This window comes from Thauera sp. 28, assembly GCF_000310145.2.
In the GTDB taxonomy this organism is placed as follows: Bacteria; Pseudomonadota; Gammaproteobacteria; order Burkholderiales; family Rhodocyclaceae; genus Thauera; species Thauera mechernichensis.
On the sequence record NZ_AMXA01000044.1, the window covers coordinates 1 to 22981 of the forward strand.

Consider the following 22981-nt stretch of genomic DNA (forward strand, 5'->3'; position numbering starts at 1 on the left):
GCCCATCGCCTTCAACCCCTCGCGGCTGGCGCCGCTCCTACAGCGGGGAGACGCGCGTTGGGTTTGCCGTAGGAGCGGCGCCAGCCGCGAGCTTTTCGTCGCACCCACCCACGCCCATCGCCTTCAACCCCTCGCGGCTGGCGCCGCTCCTACAGGGGAGATGCGCGTTGGGTCTGCCGTAGGAGCGGCGCCAGCCGCGAGCTTTTTGTTTGCCGCCCCCGCATGGCGCGCAGCCGTGCAGTTTGGCCAAGAATTGACGCTTACGTCAACGTCACGTTGTCTTTTCCGCCTGCGCAAGCTGCAGCCGGAACCGCTCGGGTGACACGCCCGACCACGATACGAAGGCGCGGTAGAAGGTGGAGGGGTCGGCGTAGCCGAGTTCGGCGGCGATGTGGGCGATGGGCTGGGCGGTCTTGGTCAGCCGCGCATAGGCGATGTCGCGCCGGGTGGCGTCCTTGATGGCGCGGAAGCTCGAGCCCTCTTCCTCGAGGCGACGGTGCAGCGTGCGCGGCGACAGGTGCAGGCGGGCGGCCGCTTCTTCCAGCGACAGGCTGTGGGGCAGGGCGTCGCGCAGCAGGTCGCGGACGCGGAACACCATCTCGCGGTCGCGGCGATAGAGGGTGGTGATCTTGCCCGGCGCGCCGTCGAGGAAGCTGGCGAGCGCGGCCTCGTCGCGGCGCAGGGGGAGGTCGAGCAGGTTGGCCTGCAGTTCGGCGACCAGGTGTTCGGCGTCGAAGCTGGAGTGTTCGGTGTAGACCAGCGCGTAGTCGTCGGCGTGCGCCGGCCGCGGGTAGGGAAAGCGAACGGCGTCGAGGGCGAGGCCGCGGCCGACGAACCAGCTTGCCACGCCATGCAGCAGGCGCAGCAGCCATTCGTACGCGAACACGCGGGCGGGGTCGTCGGCCAGGGGGCCGAGCCGGCCTTCGTCGTCGATCAGGAGCCTTGCCTGCGCGCCGTCACGCTGCAGTTCGACGCGAAAGCCCGGCAGTACGATGCGCAGAAAGCGGATTGCCCGCCCGAGCGCCTTGTCGAGCGTTGGTGCGCCCAGCATGGCGCGGCAGAGGAATTCGAAGCTGCCCGGCGGCATCGGCTGTGGGAGCAGGCCGAAGGCTTCGTCGTCGAGCGCTTCGATGCACAGGTTGTAGAGCAGCGCGTAGCGTTCGACGGGAATGCGGCTGGCTGTATCTGCAAGGTCGATGCCGGCACGGGAGAGCAGGGGCGCCGGGTCGTGGCCGCGGCGCACGTAGCCGGCGAGCATGCCGCTGACGAAGCCGGGCGCTACCGTGGCGCGGCCGCGGCGCAGGCGTGGGGGCAGCGTGGAGTGGGGGGCGGTGTCGGGCATGGTTGTTCGAGTGCACAGAATCGTTATTGCCATGGGCGAGTCGCCTTCAACCCTCGCGGCTTGCGCCGCTCCTACGGGGAAGGCGCGCCGTGGCCTGCTGTAGGAGCGGCGCCAGCCGCGAGCTTTTGGTTGGTCCGCCGATCGCTCATCGCCTTCAACCCCTCGCGGCTTGCGCCGCTCCTACGGGGGGCGGTGCGCGGCGGGGGTGTTGTTGGCGGATTTTGCACGATTAGCGTCGGCAAGCGCAATGGCAATGGCGGTGTCGGGCTTCTAAGATTGCAGGGTTAGATCTCATCCAACCTGGAGATGACCGAAATGACCGACCTCAGCGTTGCGCACAAGCTGTCGCCCTACAAGCCGAAGAACAAGGTGCGCTTCGTCACCGCCGCGGCCCTGTTCGACGGCCACGATGCCTCGATCAACATCATGCGCCGCATCCTGCAGTCGACCGGCTCCGAGGTCATCCACCTGGGGCATAACCGCTCGGTGGGCGAGATCGTCAATGCCGCGCTGCAGGAAGACGTGCAGGGCATCGCCATCACCAGCTACCAGGGCGGCCACGTCGAGTTCTTCAAGTACATGATCGACCTGCTCAAGGCCAACGGCGGCGAGCACATCAAGGTGTTCGGCGGCGGCGGCGGCGTGATCGTGCCGGCCGAGATCAAGGAGCTGCACGAGTACGGCGTCACCCACATCTTCTCGCCCGAAGACGGCGCCAAGATGGGCCTGCAGGGCATGATCAACAGCGTGGTCGAGCGCTGCGACATGGATATCACCAAGGCCGCGCCACAGAAGGCCGACGCGGTGCTGAAGGCGCTCGCCGCCGGCGATCGCCGTGCGCTGGCGCAGATCATCACCGCGCTGGAGAACGGCGGCTACGGCGACGACGTCAAGAAGGCGCTGATCGAGGCGGCGGCCAAGACCAAGGTGCCGACGCTGGGCATCACCGGCACCGGCGGCGCGGGCAAGTCCTCGCTCACCGACGAACTGGTGCGCCGCTTCCGTCTCGACCAGGACGACAAGCTCAAGCTCGCGATCGTGTCGATCGACCCCTCGCGCAAGCGTACCGGCGGCGCGCTGCTGGGCGACCGCATCCGCATGAACGCGATCGAGCACGACAACATCTACATGCGCTCGCTCGCCACCCGCGACACCGGCTCGGAAGTGTCGGCCGCGCTGCCCGAAGTCATCGCCGCGTGCAAGCTGGCGGGCTTCGACCTGGTGGTGGTCGAGACCTCGGGCATCGGCCAGGGCAATGCCGCGATCGTGCCCTTCGTCGATCTGTCGCTGTACGTGATGACCCCCGAGTTCGGCGCCGCCAGCCAGCTCGAGAAGATCGACATGCTCGACTTCGCCGATTTCGTCGCCATCAACAAGTTCGACCGCAAGGGCGCGCTCGACGCGCTGCGCGACGTCGCCAAGCAGTACCAGCGCAACCGCGAGCTGTTCGGCCAGCGCCCGGAAGAGATGCCGGTGTTCGGCACCATGGCGGCGCGCTTCAACGACGACGGCGTCACCGCGCTCTACCAGGCCATGCTGCCGGCGCTGGTGGGCAAGGGCCTGAAGGTCGCCAAGAGCAAGCTGCCGGTGGTGAGCGTGAAGGCGTCCTCGGAAGGCCGCGCCATCGTCCCCGCCGACCGCACCCGCTACCTGGCCGAGATCGCCGACACCGTCCGCGGTTACCACAAGCACGTCGAGCAGCAGGCCCGCGTGGCGCGTGAGCGCCAGTCGCTGAAGATCGCCAAGGGGCTGTTCGAGCAGTGCGGCAAGGACGCGGGTTCGTTTGACGAACTCATCAACTGGAAGGACGGCGAGCTCACCCCGCAGGCGAAGAAGCTGCTCGAGCAGTGGCCGACCGAGAAGGCGCTGTACGCCGCCGACGAGTACGTGGTGAAGATCCGCGACAAGGAGATCCGCACCCAGCTTACCCACACCTCGCTGGCTGGCAGCAAGATCCGCAAGGTGGCGCTGCCCAACTTCGAGGACGAGGGCGAGACGCTCAAGTTCCTGATGAAGGAGAACGTTCCCGGCTCCTTCCCCTACACCGCTGGTGTGTTCGCGTTCAAGCGCGAGGGCGAAGACCCGACCCGCATGTTCGCGGGCGAGGGCGACGCCTTCCGTACCAACCGCCGCTTCAAACGGGTCTCCGAGGGCATGCCGGCGCACCGCCTGTCGACCGCCTTCGACTCGGTGACGCTGTACGGCTGCGACCCCGACCCGCGTCCGGACATCTACGGCAAGATCGGCAACTCGGGCGTGTCCATCGCCACGCTCGACGACATGAAGGTGCTGTACGACGGCTTCGACCTGTGCGCGCCGACGACCTCGGTGTCGATGACGATCAACGGCCCGGCGCCGATCATCCTGGCTTTCTTCTTCAATACCGCGCTCGACCAGCAGGTCGCCAAGTTCAAGGCCGACAACGGCCGCGACCCGACCGAGGACGAGTACGCCAAGATCAAGGCCTGGACGCTGTCGACCGTGCGCGGCACCGTGCAGGCCGACATCCTGAAGGAAGACCAGGGCCAGAACACCTGCATCTTCAGCACCGAGTTCGCGCTCAAGATGATGGGCGACATCCAGGAGTACTTCGTCCATAACAAGGTGCAGAACTTCTATTCGGTGTCGATCTCGGGCTACCACATCGCCGAGGCCGGCGCGAACCCGATCAGCCAGCTCGCCTTCACGCTGTCGAACGGCTTCACCTACGTGGAGTCGTACCTCGCGCGCGGCATGCACATCGACGACTTCGCGCCCAACCTGTCCTTCTTCTTCAGTAACGGCATGGACCCGGAATACTCGGTGATCGGCCGCGTCGCCCGCCGCATCTGGGCGGTGGCGATGAAGAACAAGTACGGTGCCAATGAGCGCAGCCAGAAGCTGAAGTACCACGTGCAGACCTCGGGCCGCTCGCTGCACGCGCAGGAAATGGACTTCAACGACATCCGTACCACGCTGCAGGCGCTGATCGCGATCTACGACAACTGCAACTCGCTGCACACCAACGCCTACGACGAGGCGATCACCACGCCGACCGAAGAGTCCGTGCGCCGCGCGATGGCGATCCAGCTCATCATCAACCGCGAGTGGGGCCTGGCCAAGAACGAGAACCCGAACCAGGGCGCCTTCATCATCGACGAGCTCACCGACCTCGTCGAAGAGGCGGTGCTCAAGGAGTTCGAGGCCATCGCCAGCCGCGGCGGCGTGCTGGGCGCGATGGAGACCGGCTACCAGCGCGGCAAGATCCAGGAGGAGTCGCTCTATTACGAGCACAAGAAGCACGACGGCTCCTACCCGATCATCGGCGTGAACACCTTCCTCAACCCGAAGGGTCAGGCCCAGCAGGAGATCGAGCTCGCGCGCTCGACCGAGGAAGAAAAGCAGGGCCAGTTGAAGCGTCTGGCCGACTTCCATGCCCGCAACAAGGCCGAGGCGCCGAAGTGGCAGGCCAAGCTGCAGCAGGCCGTGATCGCCAACACCAACGTGTTCGAGGTGCTGGTCGACGCGGTGCGCTACTGCTCGCTCGGCCAGATCACCGATGCCCTCTACAAGGTCGGCGGCCAGTACCGCCGCAGCATGTAAGGCAACCCGCTCCCTCCCTCTCCCTTTGTGGGATCCGGCGCTTCGGCGCCGTTTTTTTTGCGCCGGCAGGATGAGCGGAGTGGGGCCGGCGTGGGGCCGGTGGCGCTGCCGCCGGGGGGCAAGGTGTCGGCTCTTTTTACAGGCAGTCCTGGTGTTGGTAAGGAAACCTCAATAAAACAGCGGCTTGTGGTGTTGGCATGCCGATTGCTTGAAGGGGTGCAGCAGCTCCTTGAACAAGCCCATGAGGTCCTATCATGTCCCTGAAGCATCTTCTTTCCGCCGCGGCCTGCGTCGCTGCAATCGGCGTTGCGCCCATCGCGCATTCGGCCACCATCAACGTCCTGTGGTACGGCCAGGGTTCGGCCTACAACACGCAGATGACCAATCTGGCCGCGGGTGCCGCAAGCTACGATCCGGCCGGTGATGGCAGCCTGAGCTGGAATTTCACCCTGTGGAACTCGTCCGACCCCACGCCCACCTTCAGCGCGTATGACGTGCTGGTCATCGGCTCCAGCCAGACTTTCGGGATGGGCTTCGATGCCACCCGCCTGCTTGGTGCCAAGTCCGAGATCGAGGCGGCGCGCGGCACGCGCACCTTCCTGTCGGGCCAGGATGCCGACTGGCACTACATCAACGGCCCCGGTGCGCGTGACGACGGCCCGCGCGGCTTCCTGATCAATGCGGTCAACTGGGCCGGCAGCGGCACCGGTCTGGGCATCGTGTCGCTGGCCGACGGCTGGGCCGGCTCGGGCAGCCAGTGGTGGTCGAACGCCAACTCCTTCCTGGCGGCCGAACTGGCCGGTACGACGGCGTACTTCCAGGAGGAATCGGTGGTCATTCCGGCGGCGACGGCCGGCTTCCCGGTCAATGAAGGCCTGACCACCGCGGGCCTGAGCAACTGGGGCACTTCGTCGCACAGCGGCTTCACCTCGGTGCCGACGGGCTATCTGTCGATCAACGACTCCGGGAGCTTCCAGGGGCGTTATGTGACCATCGTGACCGAAGCCTATGCGGGCGGTTGCACGACCGGTTGCGGCGACGAACCGACTCCGGTGCCTGCACCCCCCACCCTGTTGCTGATGGGCATGGCGCTGTTCGCTCTGGGCGCGGTGAATCGTCGGCGCATGCGCTGATCCCAGTTGCATCAAGGCAGATCGCCGCGGCAGCAATGCCGCGGCGATCTGCTTTTGGGGCGTGTGCGAGGGCTAGAATGGGGCTTGGACCCCTGTCGCAGTCACGTTGACCAGACCAAGCATGAACCTCACGACGCCCGCCTTGCTGTTTCCTGCCATTTCGCTGCTCCTGCTGGCCTATACCAACCGTTTTCTGACGCTTGCCCAGGTCGTGCGCCAGCTCGGTGCCTCGGCCGACCGCGGGGCGGAATTGGTGCAGCGCCAGTTGCCAGGGCTCAAGCGCCGCATTGCGCTGACCCAGTACATGCAGGGTTTCGGCGTGTTCAGCTTCTTGCTGTGTGCATTGTCGATGTTCGCGCTGTTCCTCGACGCGCAGGTGCCGGGCAAGCTGCTGTTCGGCGCCAGCATCCTTACCCTGGCGCTATCGCTGGTGCTTTCGCTCGTCGAAGTGCTGATCTCGACCGAGGCCTTGTCGGTGGTGGTGAAGGATCTGGAGGCGGCGGGCAAATGAGGGGGCTCGAGCGAGGAACATTCATGCGCGGATGGGGGGCGAGGGCCTGGGTGGCGGTGGGGCTGTTGTGCTGGGGGGCGGCGAGCCCGGCCGCACAGGAGGACGTGGCAGGAGCCGGAATGGGCTTGCGCCTCAGCGGCTTTGGCACCCTGGCAGCGAGCTATCACGATGCGCAGGACACCCAGTTCCGCGCCCGCGCAGACCAGCGCGAGGGTGCGCAGGCGGGACGGCTCGAGACCGGGATCGATTCCGTGCTGGGGGTGCAGGCCGATGTACAGGTCGACGCACGCTGGTCATCGATGGCGCAGGTGGTGGTGCGCAAGGATGGCAAAGGGGAGTGGGCGCCGCGCCTGAGCTGGGGCTTCGTCAAGTATTCGCCGACACCCGGCCTGGAGTTGCGTGCCGGCCGACTTGGGGTGGACATTTACCTGGATGGCGATTCGCCGCATGTCGGCTATGCCTACACCACGGTGCGCCCTTATACCGACCTGTACGGGCAGCTTAGCTTCGACCGTTTCGATGGCGTTGACCTGCGCGCCAGCGCCGTCGTCGGCGAGGGTGAACTGAGCCTGAAGCTTTATGGCGGACGCACGCGCGGCGAGGACTACCGGGGCGGCCACCTGTTCCGCCGCGAAGCGTCGACGACCCTGGGGGCGACGCTGCAGTGGGAGTCGACCGCCCTGGCGATGCGGCTGGCCTGGGGCCAGGTGCGCACGCCGGGTGACGGTTTGATGCCGCGCCTGGCCGGTGCGCTGCGTGAGATCGCGCCCTTGCTGCCGCCCGAGCTTGCTGCGCAGGCGGGCGCCCGGGCCGCGGAGATGGAGGGGCGCAACAGCAACCTGAGCTATGTCGGCCTTGGCGTGACCTGGCGGCATGGCCCCTGGTCGGCCCAGCTGCTCGGGGTCGATGCGAGCATGAACCGCTTTCCGGGCTTCGAGGGCTGGGGCGTGGGGTCGACGCTGGCCTATCGGGCGGGGGCGTGGAAGCCATTCCTGGCCTACTCGCGCGGCATGCTTACACCGGGAGCGCGGCCGCTGGCGTTGCCCGCCGACCAGGCCGAGCTTGCGCCAATCCGCGCTGCCTATGCGCTCGCCACCGGGCTGATTGCAAACGACCAGTACGCATGGGGCGTGGGCGTGCGCTATGACCTGATGCCGAATGCGGCACTGAAGCTGCAGCTTGACCGCATCGAGGCCAAACGCTCGTCGATGCTGCTCGATGGCAGCGGTACCAGCGTCGGGCCGCGCGGCGTGAGCGTGTTTACCGCCGCGCTGGATTTCGTCTTTTGAGCGCCGGCATGATCACGCGGCGTCTTGTGTCCATGCTGTTCGGATCCCTTGCCCTGGCCGGGGCGGTGTTCGCGGACGAACTGGTCGTGATCGCACATCCGGCGAGCGGGGTGGTGGCGCTCGAGCGTACCCAGGTCGTGCACCTCTTTCTCGGGCGCACGCGCGCGCTGCCTTTTGGCGAGCGTGCCACGATCTACGAGGTGGATGCGTATCGCGCGCCTTTCTACCGCCAGCTTGTGCGCCAGGAGATCGCCGAGGTCGATGCCTATTGGGCGCGGCTGCGCTTTTCCGGCCGTACCCAGCCGCCGCAACTGCTCGAGGATGGGGCTGCAGCGGTCGACCGTGTGGCCGCTGAGCCGCATGCGCTCGCCGCGGTGGCGAGCGCCGATATCGATGAGCGCGTCAGGGTGGTGTTCCGCCTGCCGCTGCCGTGATGGGCAAGGGGGTGTGGCCCCTTGCCCATCGGTGCAGGTTCAGCGGCTGGTGAGCTTGAGCTCGATGCGGCGGTTGCGGGCGTAGGCTTCGTCGGTGCTGCGGGCGTCGAGCGGGTGGAACTCGCCGTAGCCGGTGGCGGCCAGGCGTTCCGGTGGAATGCCCTGGCTGCGCAGGAACTTGACGATGGCGAGCGCACGCGCGGTGGACAGCTCCCAGTTCGACGGGAAGCGGGCGGTGGCGATCGGACGACGGTCGGTGTGGCCGTCGACCTGCAACACCCAGGGCAGGTCGGTGGGAATCTCGCTGGCGAGGGTCTTGAGCGTTTCGGCCAGGCGGGTGAGCTGGATCATGCCGTCGGCACTGACCTCGTCGGAGGCGCTGGGGAACAGCACCTCGCTGGAGAACACGAAACGGTCGCCGACGATCTGGATGTCCTTGCGGCTGCCGAGCACGGCCTGCAGGCGGCCGAAGAACTCCGAGCGGTAGCGTGCCAGTTCCTGCACGCGTGCAGCCAGGGCCAGGTTGAGCTCGCGGCCGAGTTCCTCGATCTTGAGATCCTTGTCGCGAGTGGCGGCCTCGGCCGAGGCGAGCGCGGCATTGAGCTGTTCGAGCTGCTCGCGCACGGCGACAAGCTGGCGGTTGAGCAACTCGACCTGGGCGATCGCGGCGGCGGACATCTCCTGCTGTTCCTTGAGGCCGCGCTCGGAAGTGTCGAGCGCGCTGGCAAGGCGTGCGGCCTCGGCTTCGAGCTCGGCCTTGAGACGCTGCAGGGCGGCAATGTCGGTGCTGAGGCGGGCGGCCTCCTCGCGCTGGGCCTTGGCGTCGTCCTGGGCCGCATGAAGCTCGTCGCGCGCGGCGAACAGCTCGGTGGACAGGGCTTCGCGCTCGGCTTCGGTGCTGGCGAGCGAGGCGCTGAGCTCGCCCACCTTGAGATCGGCGCGCGCGCGCGCCGATTGCTCCAGGCTCAAGGTCTGGGCAAGGGTGGCGAGTTCTGCGTTGAGGCGTTCGAGCGCGCGGTCGCGGCCGCTGACGGCGTCGGCGAGCACGAACTGGCCGATGACGAAGATCAGGATCACGAACACCATCACCATCAGTAGCGAGGCGAGGGCGTCTACGAAGCCGGGCCAGAAGTCCATCGGCCGGCGGCGGCGGGTCAGCAAGGCCATGTCGTCATTCCGCCCGGTTGCCGCCCTGGCTGCCGAGGGCGGCGCCGATGGTGCGCGACAGCAGGCGCAGCTCGGCACGCAGGTCTTCGGAGAACTGCGCGCCCTGCGCCGGTTGCTGGGCCACCTGGCGGATCAGCGCGCGCAGGTCGTCCTGGCTGGCCGACAGGTTGGAGAGGTCGCGCGATTCGCGGGTGATGAGGTCGGCGAGGCGCGTGAGCTGGTTGTTGAGCTCGCCCAGGTGCTCGGCCGTGGCGCGGCGCTCGCGTTCGGACTCCGCCGCCGAGCGCTGCATGCGTTCGATGCTCTCGGCGGTCTGTTCGAGCAGGGCCTGCACGTAGGCGGGCACGTTGCCTTCGCCTTCGGCGCCGACGCCGGAGGGCAGCTTGGTCATGTGCGACAGCCATTCCTCGAGCTCGTTGTAGAAGCGGTTCTGGGCGTGGCCGGACTGCAGGTCGAGGAAGCCGACGACGAGCGAGCCGGCGAGGCCGAACAGCGAGGTCGAGAAGCTTGTCGCCATGCCGCCCAGGGGTTCGTCGAGCTTGGTCTTGAGGGCTTCGAACATGGCGACCGGGTCGGTGCCGACGCTCATGTTGCCGATGATCTCGCCGATCGAGCGGATGGTGACGAGCAGGCCCCAGAAGGTGCCGAGCAGGCCGAGGAAGATGAGCAGGCCGATGAGGTAGCGCGACAGGTCGCGTTGTTCTTCGAGGCGGATCTGCACGCTGTCGAGGATGGAGCGGGTGGAGGTGGGCGACAGGTGGAACTGGCCGCGCTTGCGGGTCGACAGCAGGCGCGCCATGGGGGCGAGCAACACCGGCTTGAGGCCGCCCGGCGCGGGGCCGGCCTCGCCGTGCTGGAAGTCCTCGATCCACAGCACCTCGCGCTGCAGGCGCCAGACCTGGCGCAGGTTGACCGCGATACCGACGGCGAGCACGAACAGGATGACGCCGTTGAAGGCGGCGTTGGCGACGAAGGCGTGCTTGAGCTGGGGCACGAGCACGGCGGCCAGCGCGGCGACGAGGGCGAGAAAGATGCCCATCCAGGTCGTGACATGGACGGGTTTGGTGAAGGCCTTGCGTTCCATCGAGGGCTTTTCCTGGATGCAGGGCGCCGCGCAGGCGCCCGGTTCGGGTAATCGGGTGCGGGTGAGTCTAGCGCGAATCCTGCAGAATTTGAGGTTTGCGTGCCCGCCTGTGACATGGGTCATTTTTGTCTGTCGCGAGCGGCAGGACAATGGTCAATAAATTTGCCGTTATGAATTAATTTTGATGAAAGCGCCAAATATCGCAGGTTCGAGTGTGCCGTTCCAGTCCGTGGGCTGGCGGCGCAGCATCGCCTCGCGGGCCACGGTGCTGATCCTCGTCCTGGGGGCCTTGGTCGGTGTGCTCGTCGGTGCGGCCGGCGCACTCCTGGTGGAGAAGGAGGAGCGTGCGCGACTGGACGCGAAGCTGGGCGAGCAGCTCCTGACCGTGGAGCGCGCGGCCAGCGTGGCGGCCTTTGCACATGACGAACACTTGGCGCGCGAGGTGGTCAGCGGGCTCTTGCACAATCGCAGCATCGCTCGTGCGGCGATCGAGGGCGAGGCTGGCGAGCTTGCCGCCGCCGGGGGCGAGGTGCCGGCGGCCGAGCCCGGGCTGAGCCGGCCGCTGCGCTCGCCCTTTGATGACGCCGAGCTCGTCGGCGTGCTGCGGGTGCATCCCGAGCACGCGGCGATGCATGCCGATGCACGTGCCTATTCGCGTTTCATCGCCCTGCTGCTGGCGGGCATGGTCGTCGTGATCACCTGCGGTGTGGCCTGGGTGGTGAGCCGCCACGTCACGCGGCCGATCCGTACCTTGTCGGACGACCTGCACCGGCTCGACGCCGAGCATGGCGCCTGTCTGGTGACACCGACGGGGCATGGGCGAGACGAGATCGGCCGCCTGGCGGGCGACATCAACGCCTTGATCGAGCGCATGGGCGCGATGATCGCCAGCGAGCGCCGCATGAGGCGGCGGAGCACAAGTGGCACCTGATCTTCGAGAACGCCGAGACCGGTCTGTTCACGCTCGATGCCGATGGCCGTCTGTCGGACTGGAATCCGTGGCTGGCACGCATGTTCGACCTGCCGCTCCATGACGACCATGCCGAGTGCTATCTGCTGGGCGACCAGCTGGCCGACCCGGAGCGGCGCTTCGATGAGATGCGGCGCCAGATTGCGCTCGGCGAGCCGGTTCAGGGCGGCGACTTCGAGTGCCGTGTTGCGCTGGGCGGTGTGCGCTGGGTGAATGTGGTCCTGCATCCGCTCGAAGGCCGGGCCGGCATGCTGCAGGGGATCATGAACGATGTTACCGAGCGCCGGCGTGCCGAGGCGCTGGCCCAGGCCCAGGCCGAGCGCGACGTGCTGACCGGGCTGCTCAATCGCCGCGGCGTCGACAAGGCCTATGGCGAGTGGGTGACGCGGCAGGAGGATTGCTCCGGCCTTGCTCTGCTGATGCTGGACCTCGATGGTTTCAAGGCGGTCAACGACGAGCACGGCCACCACGCCGGCGATGCCTTGCTGGCCCTGGTGGCGCGACGCGTGGAGGCGGTGGTGCGCAGGACCGATGTGGTGGCGCGCCTGGGCGGCGACGAGTTCGTGGTGCTGCTGACGCGGCTCGATGCGATCGCGACGGCGCGGCTGATCGCCAGCAAGCTGGTGGAGGCGCTGGGCCAGCCCTTCGCGCTCGATGGCGTCTCGCGGGTGACGATCGGGGTTAGCGTCGGGGTGGCCTTCACGCACTGCCCGCCGGCGCAGATCGGCGAACTGCTGCGCCGTGCCGACGGGGCGATGTACGAAGCCAAGCGCGCCGGCAAGTCACAGTACCGCCTGGCCTTGCCGGGCTGAGCAGCACTGGCCGCGGCGCCGCGGCCAGTGCTTGTACACAGCGGCGGTCGACTGCAACAATTCAGTACATTCCACAAACAGTTGCGCAAAGGTGGCTTGTCACACTCCATCCTGAACTGACACGGGTGCGGCTTCGCGCCCCGCGGGCAATACACCATAACAAGGTGCCCGCGGCCGGATCAGACAGGACAAAAACCGAAGGAGGAGTGTGGAATGGACGCAGGCAATGGCAGCTCCGATATCCACGGGCAGGGTGCAACAGGTGGGCTGGATACGTTTCCGCGCTACCTGATGCATCACGCGAAGGCTCGGCCGCAGCAGCCGGCGATGCGCGAGAAGGCCTACGGAATCTGGCAGACCTATAGTTGGGCGCAGGTGGCCGAGAATGTGCGGGCGATCGCCTGCGGTCTGGCGCAGCTCGGTTTCAAGCGTGGCGACCGTCTCGCCATCGTTGGCGATAACCGTCCGCGTCTGTACTGGTCGGTTGCGGCCTGCCAGTGCCTGGGCGGCATCCCGGTGATGATGTACCAGGATGCGGTGGCGCAGGAGATGGTCTACGTGCTGCAGGACGCCGAGATCAAGTTCGCCATCGTCGAGGATCAGGAGCAGGTCGACAAGATGCTCGAGATCCAGCCCGAGGCGCCGCTGCTCGAGCATGTGATCTATGACGATGCGCGCGGCATGCGCCACTACACCCAGACCCTGCTGATGGGCCTGGATGAGCTGCAGGAGATGGGGCGTATCCACGACCGCAACCAGTCGGACTTCCTGAACGGGGAGATCGACAAGGGGGCGCCCGACGACATCTCGATCATGCTGTACACCTCGGGTACTACCGGCAAGCCCAAGGGCGTGTGCCAGACCCATGGCGCCTTCATTGCCGCGGCGCGTGGTGGCATGCAGTTCGATCAGCTCACCGATCGCGAGGACATCCTGTCCTACCTGCCGATGGCGTGGGTGGGCGACCACCTGTTCTCGTTCGCGCAGGCGATGGTGGCGGGCTTCACGATCAACTGCCCGGAGTCGGGCGAGACGGTCATGAACGACCTGCGCGAGATCGGGCCCACCTACTACTTCGCCCCGCCGCGCGTGTTCGAGAACCTGCTCACCCAGGTGATGATCCGCATGGAGGATGCCAGCGCGCTCAAGCGCAAGGTCTTCAACCATTTCATGGACGTGGCCCGCCGCTGTGGTGCCGACATCCTCGACGGCAAACCGGTGTCGGGCGGTGACCGCTTCCAGTACTGGCTGGGCAATCTGCTGGTGTACGGCCCGCTCAAGAACGTGCTCGGCATGAGCCGTATTCGCGTGGCCTATACCGCGGGCGCGGCGATCGGCCCGGACCTGTTCCGCTTCTACCGTTCGATCGGCATCAACCTGAAGCAGCTCTACGGCCAGACCGAGACCTGCGCCTACGTGTGCCTGCAGCCCGATGGCCAGATCAAGCTGGACTCGGTGGGCAAGCCGGCGCCCTTCGTCGAGGTCAAGCTTGCCGAAAACGGCGAGATCCTGGTGAAGGGGCCGATGCTGCTCAAGGCCTACTACAAGCGCCCGGACGCTACGGCCGAGTCGATCAATGCCGAAGGCTACTTCATGACCGGCGATGCCGGCTTCTTCGACGAGGACGGCCACCTCAAGATCATCGACCGTGCCAAGGACGTGGGCAAGATGGCCGACGGCTCGATGTTCGCGCCCAACTACATCGAGAACAAGCTCAAGTTCTTCCAGCACATCAAGGAGGCGGTCACCTTCGGTAACGGCAAGGAGTTCGTCACCGCCTTCATCAACATCGACCTCGAGGCGGTGGGCAACTGGGCCGAGAAGAAGGGCATGGCCTACTCGGGTTACGCCGACCTCGCCCAGCAGTCGGCGGTGTACGACCTGATCCGCGACGGCATCGAGAAGGTCAACGCCGACCTGGCGAGCGACCCCAACATGAGCGGCTCGCAGATCAAGCGTTTCCTGATCCTGCACAAGGAGCTCGATGCGGATGACGGCGAACTCACGCGCACGCGCAAGGTGCGGCGCAACTTCATCGCCGAGAAGTACGGTGAGCTGATCGAAGCCATGTTCGAAGGCAGGAAGAGCCAGTTCATCGAGACCCAGGTCAAGTACGAAGACGGCCGCACGGCCAAGGTGTCTGCCGATCTGCGCATCGAGGAGGTCAAGACCTTCGCGCAGCAGGCTGGCAAGCGGGCCGCGTGAGGAGAGACGAGATAATGACGAATGCCAGCAATGCCGCACCTGCCGCCGCCCAGGGCGGCCGCAAGTTCGGCGACGTGATCCTCGACCTGCAGAACATCTCGCTGCGCTTCGGGGGGGTGAAGGCGCTGACCGACATCAGCTTCAACATCCGCGAGCACGAGGTCCGCGCCATCATCGGCCCCAACGGCGCGGGCAAGAGCTCGATGCTGAACGTGATCAACGGGGTGTACCACCCCCAGGAAGGCAAGATCATGTTCCGCGGCCAGGAGCGCAAGAAGATGGAGCCGCACATGGCGGCCAAGCAGGGTATCGCGCGCACTTTCCAGAACATTGCGTTGTTCAAGGGCATGAGCGTGCTCGACAACATCATGACCGGGCGCAACCTGCGCATGAAGTGCAACCTCTTCCAGCAGGCGCTGTGGATCGGCGCAGCGCGCAACGAGGAGATCGCACACCGCGAGAAGGTCGAGGAGATCGTCGACTTCCTCGAGATCCAGCACATCCGCAAGACCGCGGTGGGGGCGCTGCCCTACGGCCTGCAAAAGCGCGTCGACCTCGGCCGCGCGCTGGCGATGGAGCCGGAGATCCTGCTCCTGGATGAGCCGATGGCGGGCATGAACGTGGAGGAGAAGCAGGACATGTGCCGCTTCATCCTCGACATCAGCGACCAGTTCGGCACCACGATCGTGCTCATCGAGCACGACATGGGGGTGGTGATGGACATTTCGGACCGCGTGGTCGTCCTCGACTACGGCAAGAAGATCGGTGACGGCACGCCCGACGAGGTGCGCAACAACCAGGACGTCATCAACGCCTATCTGGGCAGCGGTCACTGAGCGGAGCGGGACATGGGATTCTTTATCGAAACGATGTTGGGCGGCCTGATGACCGGCATGCTGTATTCGCTGGTCGCGCTGGGCTTCGTGCTCATCTTCAAGGCTTCCGGGGTGTTCAACTTTGCCCAGGGGGCGATGGTGCTGGTCGCCGCGCTGGCGATGGCGCGCTTTTCCGAGTGGTCGAACGCGGCGCTGGGCGGCGACAGCCTGTTCCTGGCCAACGTGATCGGCATCATCGGTGCGGGTATCGTGATGTTCGCGGTGGCGTGGACGGTCGAGCGCTTCGTGCTGCGCAAGCTGGTCAACCAGGAAGGGGCGACCCTGCTGATGGTGACCCTGGGTATCGCCTACGTGCTCGAGGGCCTGGGCCAGACCTTCTTCGGCAGCGAGATCTACTCGATCAACGTCGGCATGCCGAAGGACCCGGTGATCATGTTCGAGGGCCTCATCGAAGGCGGCGTCATGATCAACAAGGAAGACTTCATCGCTGCGCTGCTGGCGGCGGTGCTGGTCGGCGGCCTGACCGTCTTCTTCCAGAAGACCTCGGTGGGCCGGGCGCTGCGTGCGGTGGCCGATGACCACCAGGCGGCGCAGTCGGTGGGCATCCCGCTCAACAAGACCTGGGTGATCGTGTGGTGCGTGGCCGGCCTGGTGGCGCTGGTGGCGGGCATCATCTGGGGCTCGAAGATGGGCGTGCAGTTCTCCCTCGTCACCGTGGCGCTGCGTGCGCTGCCGGTGGTGATCCTCGGCGGCCTGACTTCGGTGCCGGGTGCGATCGTCGGCGGCCTGATCATCGGTGTCGGCGAGAAGCTGTCCGAGGTCTATCTCGGACCCTACGTCGGCGGCGGCATCGAAATCTGGTTCGCCTACGTGATGGCACTCATCGTGCTGCTGTTCCGGCCCCAGGGTCTGTTCGGCGAAAAGATCATCAACCGCGTCTGACGGGGAGATAGAACAGTGATTTATCGTGAGAATGGCCAGTTCAAGACGAGCTACCTGGCCGACCAGCAGATCTTCACGATCGCCCAGGACAAGTGGTTCGTCCTCGGTCTGATCGCCTTCGCAGCCATCGGCGTGCCGTTCCTCGCCGACGAGTACCTGTTCCGCGCGGTGCTCATCCCCTTCCTGGTGCTGGCGCTGGCGGCGCTGGGGGTGAACCTGCTGGTGGGTTACTGCGGCCAGATCACCCTGGGGGCGGGTGCCTTCATGGCGATCGGTGCCTACGCAGCCTATAACTTCATGGTGCGGGTCGATGGCATGCCGCTGGTGCTGGCGATGCTGCTCGGCGGTGTGGCGGCAGCAGGCTTCGGCATCCTGTTCGGCATCCCCAGCCTGCGGGTGCGCGGCCTGTACCTGGCAGTGGCGACGCTGGCCGCGCAGTTCCTGTGCGACTGGGCCTTCCTGCGCATCGGCTGGTTTACCAACAACTCGGCCTCGGGCTCGGTGTCGGTGGCCAAGCTCGAAGCCTTCGGCTGGGTGATCAACACGCCGGTGGAGAAGTACCTGTTCTGCCTGATCTTCGTGGTGGTGTTCGCGCTGCTGGCCAAGAACATGACCCGCGCCAGCATCGGCCGCCAGTGGATGGCGATCCGCGACATGGACGTGGCCGCCGAGGTGATCGGCATCCGCCCGATGTACGCCAAGCTGTCGGCGTTCGCGGTGAGCTCGTTCTTCATCGGTGTGGCGGGTGCGCTGTGGGGCTTCGTGCACCTGGGTTCGTGGGAGCCGGCGGCGTTCTCGGTCGATCGCTCGTTCCAGCTGCTGTTCATGGTCATCATCGGCGGCATGGGCTCGATCATGGGCAGCTTCTTCGGCGCCGCCTTCATCGTGATCCTGCCGATCTTCCTCAACCAGTTCCTGCCCTTCCTCGGCGGCCTGGTGGGGGTGACGGTGTCGACTGCCGGTATCTCGCACGCCGAGTTCATCATCTTCGGTTCGCTGATCATCTTCTTCCTGATCGTCGAGCCCCATGGCCTCGCCCGCCTGTGGTCGATCGCCAAGCAGAAGCTGCGCCTGTGGCCGTTCCCGCACTGATGCAGCACACCTTTCGCAGTGCCCATGAAGCATAAATAAGGAGGAGACTCATGAAATTCCGTTCCCTGGCCCTCGCGGCCGCCATCGCCTCGGTGGGCCTGTCGTCCGCCGTGTTCACCCCCGCGGCCCACGCCCAGGCAGCCGAGCAGTACTTCCCGATCCTGGTGTATCGCACCGGCGCCTATGCCGCCAACGGCAACCCGTGGGCAAACGGCTACGTCGATTACCTGAAGCTGGTCAACGCCAAGGGCGGCATCAATGGCGTCAAGGTGTCGTTCGAGGAGTGCGAGACGGGTTACGCCACCGACCGCGGCGTGGAGTGCTACGAGCGCCTGAAGGGCAAGGGCGCGACGGTGTTCCAGCCGCTGTCGACCGGCATCACCTTCGCGCTCACCGAGAAGGCCCCGGTGGACAAGATCCCGCTGATCACCGCCGGCTACGGCCGCAGCGAGTCGCAGGACGGTTCGGTGTTTACCTGGAACTTCCCGCTGCTGGGCACCTACTGGGTGGCGGCCGACGTCGCCATCCAGCACATCGGCAAGGCCTACGGCGGCGTCGATAACCTGAAGGGCAAGAAGATCGCGCTGGTCTATCACGACAGCCCGTTCGGCAAGGAGCCGATCCCCTTGCTGCAGGAGCGCGCCAAGATGCACGGCTTCGACCTGCAGCTGCTGCCGGTTGCCCACCCGGGCGTGGAGCAGAAGGCGACCTGGCTGCAGATCCGCCGCGACCGTCCGGACCACGTGCTGCTGTGGGGCTGGGGCGTGATGAACTCGACCTCGCTCAAGGAAGCGCAGGCCACCGGCTACCCGCGCGACAAGATGCTCGGCGTGTGGTGGGCGGGTGCCGAGCCGGATGTCAAGGACGTCGGCGCCGGCGCCAAGGGCTACAGCGCGCTCACCCTGCAGCACGGTGCAGAGCCGAACTCCAAGGTGGTCAAGGACATCCTCGCCATGGTGCATGACAAGGGCCAGGGCACCGGTCCGAAGGACGAAGTCGGTTCCGTGCTGTACATGCGCGGCCTGATCTCGGCCATGTTGGGGGTCGAAGGCGTTGCCGCCGCCCAGGAGCGCTACGGCAAGGGCAAGGTCATGACCGGCGAGCAGGTGCGCTGGGGCCTGGAGAACCTCAATCTCGACCAGGACAAGCTCGACGGCATGGGCTTTGCCGGCGTGATGCGTCCGGTGCAGACCTCCTGCACCGACCACATGGGTGCATCGTGGGTTCGCGTCCACACCTGGGACGGCAACAAGTGGGAGTTCAGCTCCGACTGGTACCAGGCCGACGACAAGGTCCTGCGCCCGATGGTGCTCGACGCGGCGAGCAAGTACGCCGCGGAGAAGAACATCCAGCGCCGTACCGCCGAGCAGTGCGCGCAGTAAGTTGAAACGTGCCTCCGCACCTGCGGGTGCGGAGGCCTTTCCGTGGAATCGAAGATGAACGCTCCCAATTCAGCCTTCCTCAGCGTCAACAACATCGAGGTGATCTACAACCATGTGATCCTCGTCCTGAAGGGTGTCTCGCTGTCGGTGCAGGAGGGCAGCATCGTTGCGCTCCTGGGTGGCAACGGCGCCGGCAAGACGACCACGTTGCGTGCGGTCAGCAACCTGCTCAAGGGCGAGCGCGGCGACGTGACCAAGGGTTCGGTGGAGTACAAGGGCGAGCGCGTCGAGGCCCTGACCCCGGCCGATCTCGTCAAGCGTGGGGTGGTGCAGGTCATGGAGGGCCGCCACTGCTTCGGCCACCTGACCATCGAGGAGAACCTGCGTACCGGCGCCTATACCCGCACCGACGGCAAGGCCGCGGTCGAGGAGACCCTGGAAAAGGTCTACAACTATTTCCCACGCCTGAAGACGCGCCGCAACAGCCAGGCGGCCTATACCTCGGGCGGCGAACAGCAGATGTGCGCGATCGGTCGTGCGCTGATGGCCAAGCCCAAGCTGGTGCTGCTCGACGAGCCGTCGATGGGCCTTGCGCCGCTGATCGTGGAAGAAGTGTTCGAGATCGTGAAGGATCTCAACACCAAGGAAAGGGTGAGCTTCCTGCTCGCCGAACAGAACACCATGGTGGCCCTGCGCTATGCGGACTTCGGCTACATCATGGAGAACGGCCGCATCGTGATGGAAGGCGCAGCCAAGGACCTGGCGACCAACGAGGACGTCAAGGAGTTCTACCTCGGCCTGTCCGGTGAGGGTCGCAAGAGCTTCCGCGACATCAAGCACTATCGCCGCCGCAAGCGCTGGCTGAGCTGAGCCTGCGGGCGACGCACTTCCTCCATACCGGATCGCGCAAGGATGCCGACATGACTTTTTACGACGATCGCGAAACGCTGCCCGCGGACGCTCGCGAGCGTGCGCTGCTCGCACGCCTCCCCGGCCAGATCGCCCACGCGCGGGCGAGCGCGCCCGCCTTTTCCCGCCTGCTCGAGGATGTTGACCCGGACACCATCATCAGCCGCGAGGCCCTGGCGACGCTGCCGGTGACGCGCAAGTCCGAACTGCTGGAGCAGCAGAAGGCGGCGCGGCCCTTCGGCGGCTTTGCGGCGGTTGGCTGGGGGGCGGCGTGCCGACGCGTGTTTGCCTCGCCCGGCCCCTTGTACGAGCCCGAAGGCGCCCGGCCCGACTACTACCGGCTCGCGCGCGCATTGCACGCGGCGGGTTTCCGCGCGGGCGACCTGGTGCATAACACCTTCTCGTACCACTTCACGCCCGCCGGTTCGATGATGGAGACGGCCGCCCATGCGCTGGGGTGCACGGTGTTTCCGGCCGGGGTGGGGCAGACCGAGCAGCAACTGGCAGCGATTGCCGACCTGCAGCCCAATGCCTACGTGGGTACGCCGTCCTTCCTGCGCATCCTGCTCGAGAAGGCGGACGAGGCCGGCCTGCGGCCGTCCTTCACCAAGGCCTTCGTGTCGGGTGAAGCCTTTCCGCCGAGCGTGCGCGACGCTTTCGCAGCGCGTGGCATCCAGGCCTACCAGGCGTATGCGACCGCCGACATCGGCCTGATCGCTTACGAGACGCCGGCACGCGAGGGCCTGGTGGTCGACGAGGACATCCTGCTCGAGATCGTGCGTCCGGGGACGGGGGATCCGGTGCCCGAGGGCGAAGTTGGCGAGGTCGTTGTGACCACCTTCAACCCCGATTACCCGCTGATCCGTTTTGGTACCGGCGACCTTTCGGCCGTGCTGCCGGGTGCGTCGCCTTGCGGACGCACCAATCTGCGCATCAAGGGCTGGATGGGGCGTGCCGACCAGACGACCAAGGTCAAGGGCATGTTCGTCCATCCGGGGCAGATCGCCGATGTGGTGCGCCGCCACGCCGAGATTCGCCGTGCCCGCCTGGTGGTGGACAACCCCGATCTCAACGACCGCATGACCCTCATGTGCGAGGTGGCCGGTGGTGGCAGCGAAGCGCTCGCAGCCGCCGTGGCCAGCAGCATTCGCGAGCTCACCAAGCTGCGTGGCGAGGTCGCCTTCCTGCCCTCCGGCGCGCTCGCCAACGACGGCAAGGTCATCGACGACGTGCGCGTCTACAACTGACACGGTTGGCTGGCCCCCGTGTCAGAGCGGCGCCAGCCGCGAGCTTGTCGCCGTCCCGCCCAGCGCTCATCGCCTTCAACCCCTCGCGGCTTGCGCCGCTCCTACGGGGGGCGAGGCGTGTGCGGGGGCCGTCGGGGCGGCGCCGGTTGGCATAATGCCGGCCAGTCAAGACATCATCACGGATACATACATGAACCCGGCTCATTCTCCCGCCACGCATGCGCCCCTCGCTGGCGTGCGCATCCTGGATCTCACGCGCTTGCTGCCTGGCCCGCTCGCGACGCAGCATCTGTCCGACTACGGTGCCGAGGTGATCAAGGTGGAGGACACCGGCGCTGGTGACTATGCCCGTACCATGGGTGCGATGGGGGGCGAGACCAGCTACTTCTACCAGGTGGTCAACCGCAACAAGCGCAGCTTGCGCCTGGACCTGAAGCAGGCCGAGGGCAGGGCGCTGTTCCTGCGGCTGGTCGATGAGGCCGATGTCGTCGTCGAGGGGTTTCGGCCCGGGGTGATGGAGCGGCTCGGCCTCGGCTATGCGGTGCTTGCCGAGCGCAAGCCGGCGATCGTCCTGTGCAGCATCTCGGGCTACGGCCAGAGCGGTCCGTATGCCGAGCGCGCCGGGCATGACATCAATTACATCGGCTATGCCGGGGTGCTCGACCAGATCGGTGTTGCGGGCGGTCCGCCCGCGTTGTCGAACCTGCAGATCGGCGATCTGCTGGGCGGTACGATGGCGGCGGCGATGGGCATCATGGTGGCCTTGTTCGATGCGCGCCAGCGTGGCCAGGGGCGTCATGTCGATGTGTCGATGACCGATGCGGCCTTCGCGCACGCGATCTTCCCGCTTGCCGAGGTGCTGGCCAACGGACATGTGCGGCCGCGCGGCGAGGATCTGCTGGACGGCGGCGTGCCCTGCTATGGCGTGTATGAGACTGCGGACGGCCGCCACATGGCGGTGGGGGCGCTGGAAGAGAAGTTCTGGCACATGTTGTGCGATGCCCTCGAGCGCCCGGACCTGAAGCCCGGCCATCTCGCGGTCGGCGAAGACGGCAAGCGGGTGCGGGACGCACTGGCGGCGATCTTCCGCAGTCGTAGCCAGCAGGCCTGGGTGGCGCTGTTCGACGGTGTGGATTGTTGTGTGACGCCGGTGCTCAGGCTGGAGGAGAGCCTGGAGAATGCCCAGTTGCGCGCGCGCGGCATGGTGATGGAGGTGGGCGGTGTGCGCCAGTTCGGCCCACCTGTCCGTCTCGGTGGCATGCCGCCGGGTGCCGCGAGCCCGGCGCCTGCGCGCGCGGGTGCCGACACCGATGAGATCCTGGCCGGGCTTGGGCTTGGAGCCGATGAGCGCGCCCGCTTGCGTGCAGCGGGCGTGATCTGACGCTGTTCCGGCTTACTTGTCGGCGGGCGCCTTGCGGCGGCCGCCCCGGGCCGCGGGTTTGGCAGCGCTGTCGGCCGCGGCCTGGGCGTCGTCGGCCTGTGCGTTGTTCATCATGTTCCAGGGCCACATCGCAGCGGCAGCGGCGAAGGGGTTGGCGCCTGCGTTTGCGGCGTTGTCCGCGCCCGGTGCGTCGCTGCCCGCCGCATGCTGGCTCATTGCCTTCACGGCGGCGATGGCGGCGCGCTGCATCTCGAGGCCCTGGATGCTCATCTGCAGCATGTTGAGGTTCATCTTCAGCCAGCCCTCGACCGCCTTCATGTCGGCGATGCGCTTGTCGAGTTCATCGACATCCAGCGTGGGCGTGACCATGCCGGGCAGCGAGAAGCCCATGCTGTTCCACATGCCGCGAACGAAATCGAGCGGGTCCTGCGCGTTCTGATCCTGAGACATTGCGGCACTCCCTGTGGGTTGAAGGTATGCAGCAATATTAACCGATGCATGAGGAGCGCTGTGCACGGCCGTACGCAACCGCCCGGGAAGCTCGCGGCTTGCGCCGCGCCTACCGGGGGGGCGCCGCGGTGTCTGTTCCCGCCGTAGGAGCGGCGCCAGCCGCGAGGGGTTGAAGGCGACACAGCCCATCGCAGCCGCCCGGAAAAGCTCGCG

The 22981-nt window shown here is 66.4% G+C and carries 19 protein-coding genes; 15 read left to right on the forward strand and 4 right to left on the reverse strand.

Annotation, left to right across the window (positions count from 1 at the left end):
* Nucleotides 1–271 precede the first annotated feature (271 nt).
* On the reverse strand, nt 272–1342 hold the full coding sequence (locus C662_RS18215; RefSeq protein ID WP_002932889.1) for an AraC family transcriptional regulator: 1071 nt from the start codon (nt 1340–1342) through the stop codon (nt 272–274).
* Nucleotides 1343–1657: 315 nt separating this feature from the next.
* Between C662_RS18215 and icmF the strand changes: the two genes are divergently transcribed.
* The 5 genes from icmF (at nt 1658) to C662_RS18240 (ending at nt 8291) form a co-directional block, all read left to right on the forward strand.
* Nucleotides 1658–4924 carry a fused isobutyryl-CoA mutase/GTPase IcmF gene (icmF, locus tag C662_RS18220; RefSeq protein ID WP_002932891.1) on the forward strand — a complete coding sequence of 1089 codons (3267 nt, stop codon included), beginning with the start codon at nt 1658–1660 and terminating at the stop codon, nt 4922–4924.
* Between the two features lie 254 nt (nt 4925–5178).
* A complete protein-coding gene (locus C662_RS18225; protein ID WP_002932893.1) occupies nt 5179–6057 on the forward strand; it encodes a PEP-CTERM sorting domain-containing protein in 879 nt (292 codons plus the stop codon).
* A gap of 121 nt (nt 6058–6178) precedes the next feature.
* On the forward strand, nt 6179–6568 hold the full coding sequence (locus C662_RS18230) for a DUF2721 domain-containing protein (protein WP_002932894.1): 390 nt from the start codon (nt 6179–6181) through the stop codon (nt 6566–6568).
* A 23-nt stretch (nt 6569–6591) separates the two neighbouring features.
* Complete coding sequence (locus C662_RS18235) at nt 6592–7857, forward strand: porin (protein ID WP_037985044.1); 1266 nt, start codon at nt 6592–6594, stop codon at nt 7855–7857.
* A gap of 32 nt (nt 7858–7889) precedes the next feature.
* Nucleotides 7890–8291 carry a hypothetical protein gene (locus C662_RS18240; RefSeq protein ID WP_232433313.1) on the forward strand — a complete coding sequence of 134 codons (402 nt, stop codon included), beginning with the start codon at nt 7890–7892 and terminating at the stop codon, nt 8289–8291.
* 39 nt (nt 8292–8330) lie between these two features.
* Here C662_RS18240 and C662_RS18245 read toward each other — a convergent pair whose 3' ends face one another.
* On the reverse strand, nt 8331–9458 hold the full coding sequence (locus tag C662_RS18245) for a peptidoglycan -binding protein (protein ID WP_002932898.1): 1128 nt from the start codon (nt 9456–9458) through the stop codon (nt 8331–8333).
* Nucleotides 9459–9462: 4 nt separating this feature from the next.
* Nucleotides 9463–10542 carry a hypothetical protein gene (locus tag C662_RS18250; protein ID WP_002932901.1) on the reverse strand — a complete coding sequence of 360 codons (1080 nt, stop codon included), beginning with the start codon at nt 10540–10542 and terminating at the stop codon, nt 9463–9465.
* Nucleotides 10543–10726: 184 nt separating this feature from the next.
* On the opposite strand from C662_RS18250, the gene C662_RS20465 reads away from it, so the two are divergent.
* The 10 genes from C662_RS20465 to C662_RS18300 all read left to right on the forward strand — a co-directional run bounded on the left by C662_RS20465 (nt 10727) and on the right by C662_RS18300 (nt 22318).
* Nucleotides 10727–11473 (forward strand): HAMP domain-containing protein, encoded by a 747-nt coding sequence (locus C662_RS20465; protein ID WP_002932903.1) that lies wholly within the window; start codon nt 10727–10729, stop codon nt 11471–11473.
* A 23-nt stretch (nt 11474–11496) separates the two neighbouring features.
* Nucleotides 11497–12324, forward strand: a complete 828-nt coding sequence (locus C662_RS20470; RefSeq protein ID WP_232433314.1) for a sensor domain-containing diguanylate cyclase — start codon at nt 11497–11499, stop codon at nt 12322–12324.
* A 213-nt stretch (nt 12325–12537) separates the two neighbouring features.
* Nucleotides 12538–14529 (forward strand): AMP-dependent synthetase/ligase, encoded by a 1992-nt coding sequence (locus C662_RS18265; protein WP_002932908.1) that lies wholly within the window; start codon nt 12538–12540, stop codon nt 14527–14529.
* 14 nt (nt 14530–14543) lie between these two features.
* Nucleotides 14544–15365 (forward strand): ABC transporter ATP-binding protein, encoded by an 822-nt coding sequence (locus C662_RS18270; protein ID WP_002932911.1) that lies wholly within the window; start codon nt 14544–14546, stop codon nt 15363–15365.
* A 12-nt stretch (nt 15366–15377) separates the two neighbouring features.
* Nucleotides 15378–16307, forward strand: a complete 930-nt coding sequence (locus C662_RS18275; protein ID WP_002932924.1) for a branched-chain amino acid ABC transporter permease — start codon at nt 15378–15380, stop codon at nt 16305–16307.
* A gap of 15 nt (nt 16308–16322) precedes the next feature.
* Nucleotides 16323–17399 carry a branched-chain amino acid ABC transporter permease gene (locus C662_RS18280; RefSeq protein WP_002932926.1) on the forward strand — a complete coding sequence of 359 codons (1077 nt, stop codon included), beginning with the start codon at nt 16323–16325 and terminating at the stop codon, nt 17397–17399.
* A gap of 50 nt (nt 17400–17449) precedes the next feature.
* Nucleotides 17450–18781 carry an ABC transporter substrate-binding protein gene (locus C662_RS18285; protein ID WP_002932928.1) on the forward strand — a complete coding sequence of 444 codons (1332 nt, stop codon included), beginning with the start codon at nt 17450–17452 and terminating at the stop codon, nt 18779–18781.
* Nucleotides 18782–18835: 54 nt separating this feature from the next.
* Nucleotides 18836–19651 (forward strand): ABC transporter ATP-binding protein, encoded by an 816-nt coding sequence (locus tag C662_RS18290; RefSeq protein ID WP_002944813.1) that lies wholly within the window; start codon nt 18836–18838, stop codon nt 19649–19651.
* A 50-nt stretch (nt 19652–19701) separates the two neighbouring features.
* On the forward strand, nt 19702–20937 hold the full coding sequence (locus C662_RS18295; protein ID WP_002932933.1) for a phenylacetate--CoA ligase family protein: 1236 nt from the start codon (nt 19702–19704) through the stop codon (nt 20935–20937).
* Between the two features lie 190 nt (nt 20938–21127).
* On the forward strand, nt 21128–22318 hold the full coding sequence (locus tag C662_RS18300) for a CaiB/BaiF CoA transferase family protein (protein WP_002932934.1): 1191 nt from the start codon (nt 21128–21130) through the stop codon (nt 22316–22318).
* 12 nt (nt 22319–22330) lie between these two features.
* On the opposite strand, the gene C662_RS18305 is transcribed toward C662_RS18300, so the two are convergent.
* Nucleotides 22331–22768 carry a PhaM family polyhydroxyalkanoate granule multifunctional regulatory protein gene (locus tag C662_RS18305; protein ID WP_002932935.1) on the reverse strand — a complete coding sequence of 146 codons (438 nt, stop codon included), beginning with the start codon at nt 22766–22768 and terminating at the stop codon, nt 22331–22333.
* Nucleotides 22769–22981 lie beyond the last annotated feature (213 nt).

What these genes read in the sequence shown, in the direction of transcription:
- C662_RS18225 (WP_002932893.1), top strand. Translation starts at nt 5,179, where the DNA reads ATGTCCCTGAAGCATCTTCTTTCCGCCGCGGCCTGCGTCGCTGCAATC.
- C662_RS20465 (WP_002932903.1), top strand. Translation starts at nt 10,727, where the DNA reads ATGAAAGCGCCAAATATCGCAGGTTCGAGTGTGCCGTTCCAGTCCGTG.
- C662_RS18300 (WP_002932934.1), top strand. Translation starts at nt 21,128, where the DNA reads ATGAACCCGGCTCATTCTCCCGCCACGCATGCGCCCCTCGCTGGCGTG.
- C662_RS18240 (WP_232433313.1), top strand. Translation starts at nt 7,890, where the DNA reads ATGCTGTTCGGATCCCTTGCCCTGGCCGGGGCGGTGTTCGCGGACGAA.
- C662_RS18230 (WP_002932894.1), top strand. Translation starts at nt 6,179, where the DNA reads ATGAACCTCACGACGCCCGCCTTGCTGTTTCCTGCCATTTCGCTGCTC.
- C662_RS18285 (WP_002932928.1), top strand. Translation starts at nt 17,450, where the DNA reads ATGAAATTCCGTTCCCTGGCCCTCGCGGCCGCCATCGCCTCGGTGGGC.
- C662_RS18270 (WP_002932911.1), top strand. Translation starts at nt 14,544, where the DNA reads ATGACGAATGCCAGCAATGCCGCACCTGCCGCCGCCCAGGGCGGCCGC.
- icmF (WP_002932891.1), top strand. Translation starts at nt 1,658, where the DNA reads ATGACCGACCTCAGCGTTGCGCACAAGCTGTCGCCCTACAAGCCGAAG.
- C662_RS18290 (WP_002944813.1), top strand. Translation starts at nt 18,836, where the DNA reads ATGAACGCTCCCAATTCAGCCTTCCTCAGCGTCAACAACATCGAGGTG.
- C662_RS18305 (WP_002932935.1), bottom strand. Translation starts at nt 22,768, where the DNA reads ATGTCTCAGGATCAGAACGCGCAGGACCCGCTCGATTTCGTTCGCGGC.
- C662_RS18235 (WP_037985044.1), top strand. Translation starts at nt 6,592, where the DNA reads ATGCGCGGATGGGGGGCGAGGGCCTGGGTGGCGGTGGGGCTGTTGTGC.
- C662_RS18295 (WP_002932933.1), top strand. Translation starts at nt 19,702, where the DNA reads ATGACTTTTTACGACGATCGCGAAACGCTGCCCGCGGACGCTCGCGAG.
- C662_RS18265 (WP_002932908.1), top strand. Translation starts at nt 12,538, where the DNA reads ATGGACGCAGGCAATGGCAGCTCCGATATCCACGGGCAGGGTGCAACA.
- C662_RS18215 (WP_002932889.1), bottom strand. Translation starts at nt 1,342, where the DNA reads ATGCCCGACACCGCCCCCCACTCCACGCTGCCCCCACGCCTGCGCCGC.
- C662_RS18250 (WP_002932901.1), bottom strand. Translation starts at nt 10,542, where the DNA reads ATGGAACGCAAGGCCTTCACCAAACCCGTCCATGTCACGACCTGGATG.
- C662_RS18275 (WP_002932924.1), top strand. Translation starts at nt 15,378, where the DNA reads ATGGGATTCTTTATCGAAACGATGTTGGGCGGCCTGATGACCGGCATG.
- C662_RS18245 (WP_002932898.1), bottom strand. Translation starts at nt 9,458, where the DNA reads ATGGCCTTGCTGACCCGCCGCCGCCGGCCGATGGACTTCTGGCCCGGC.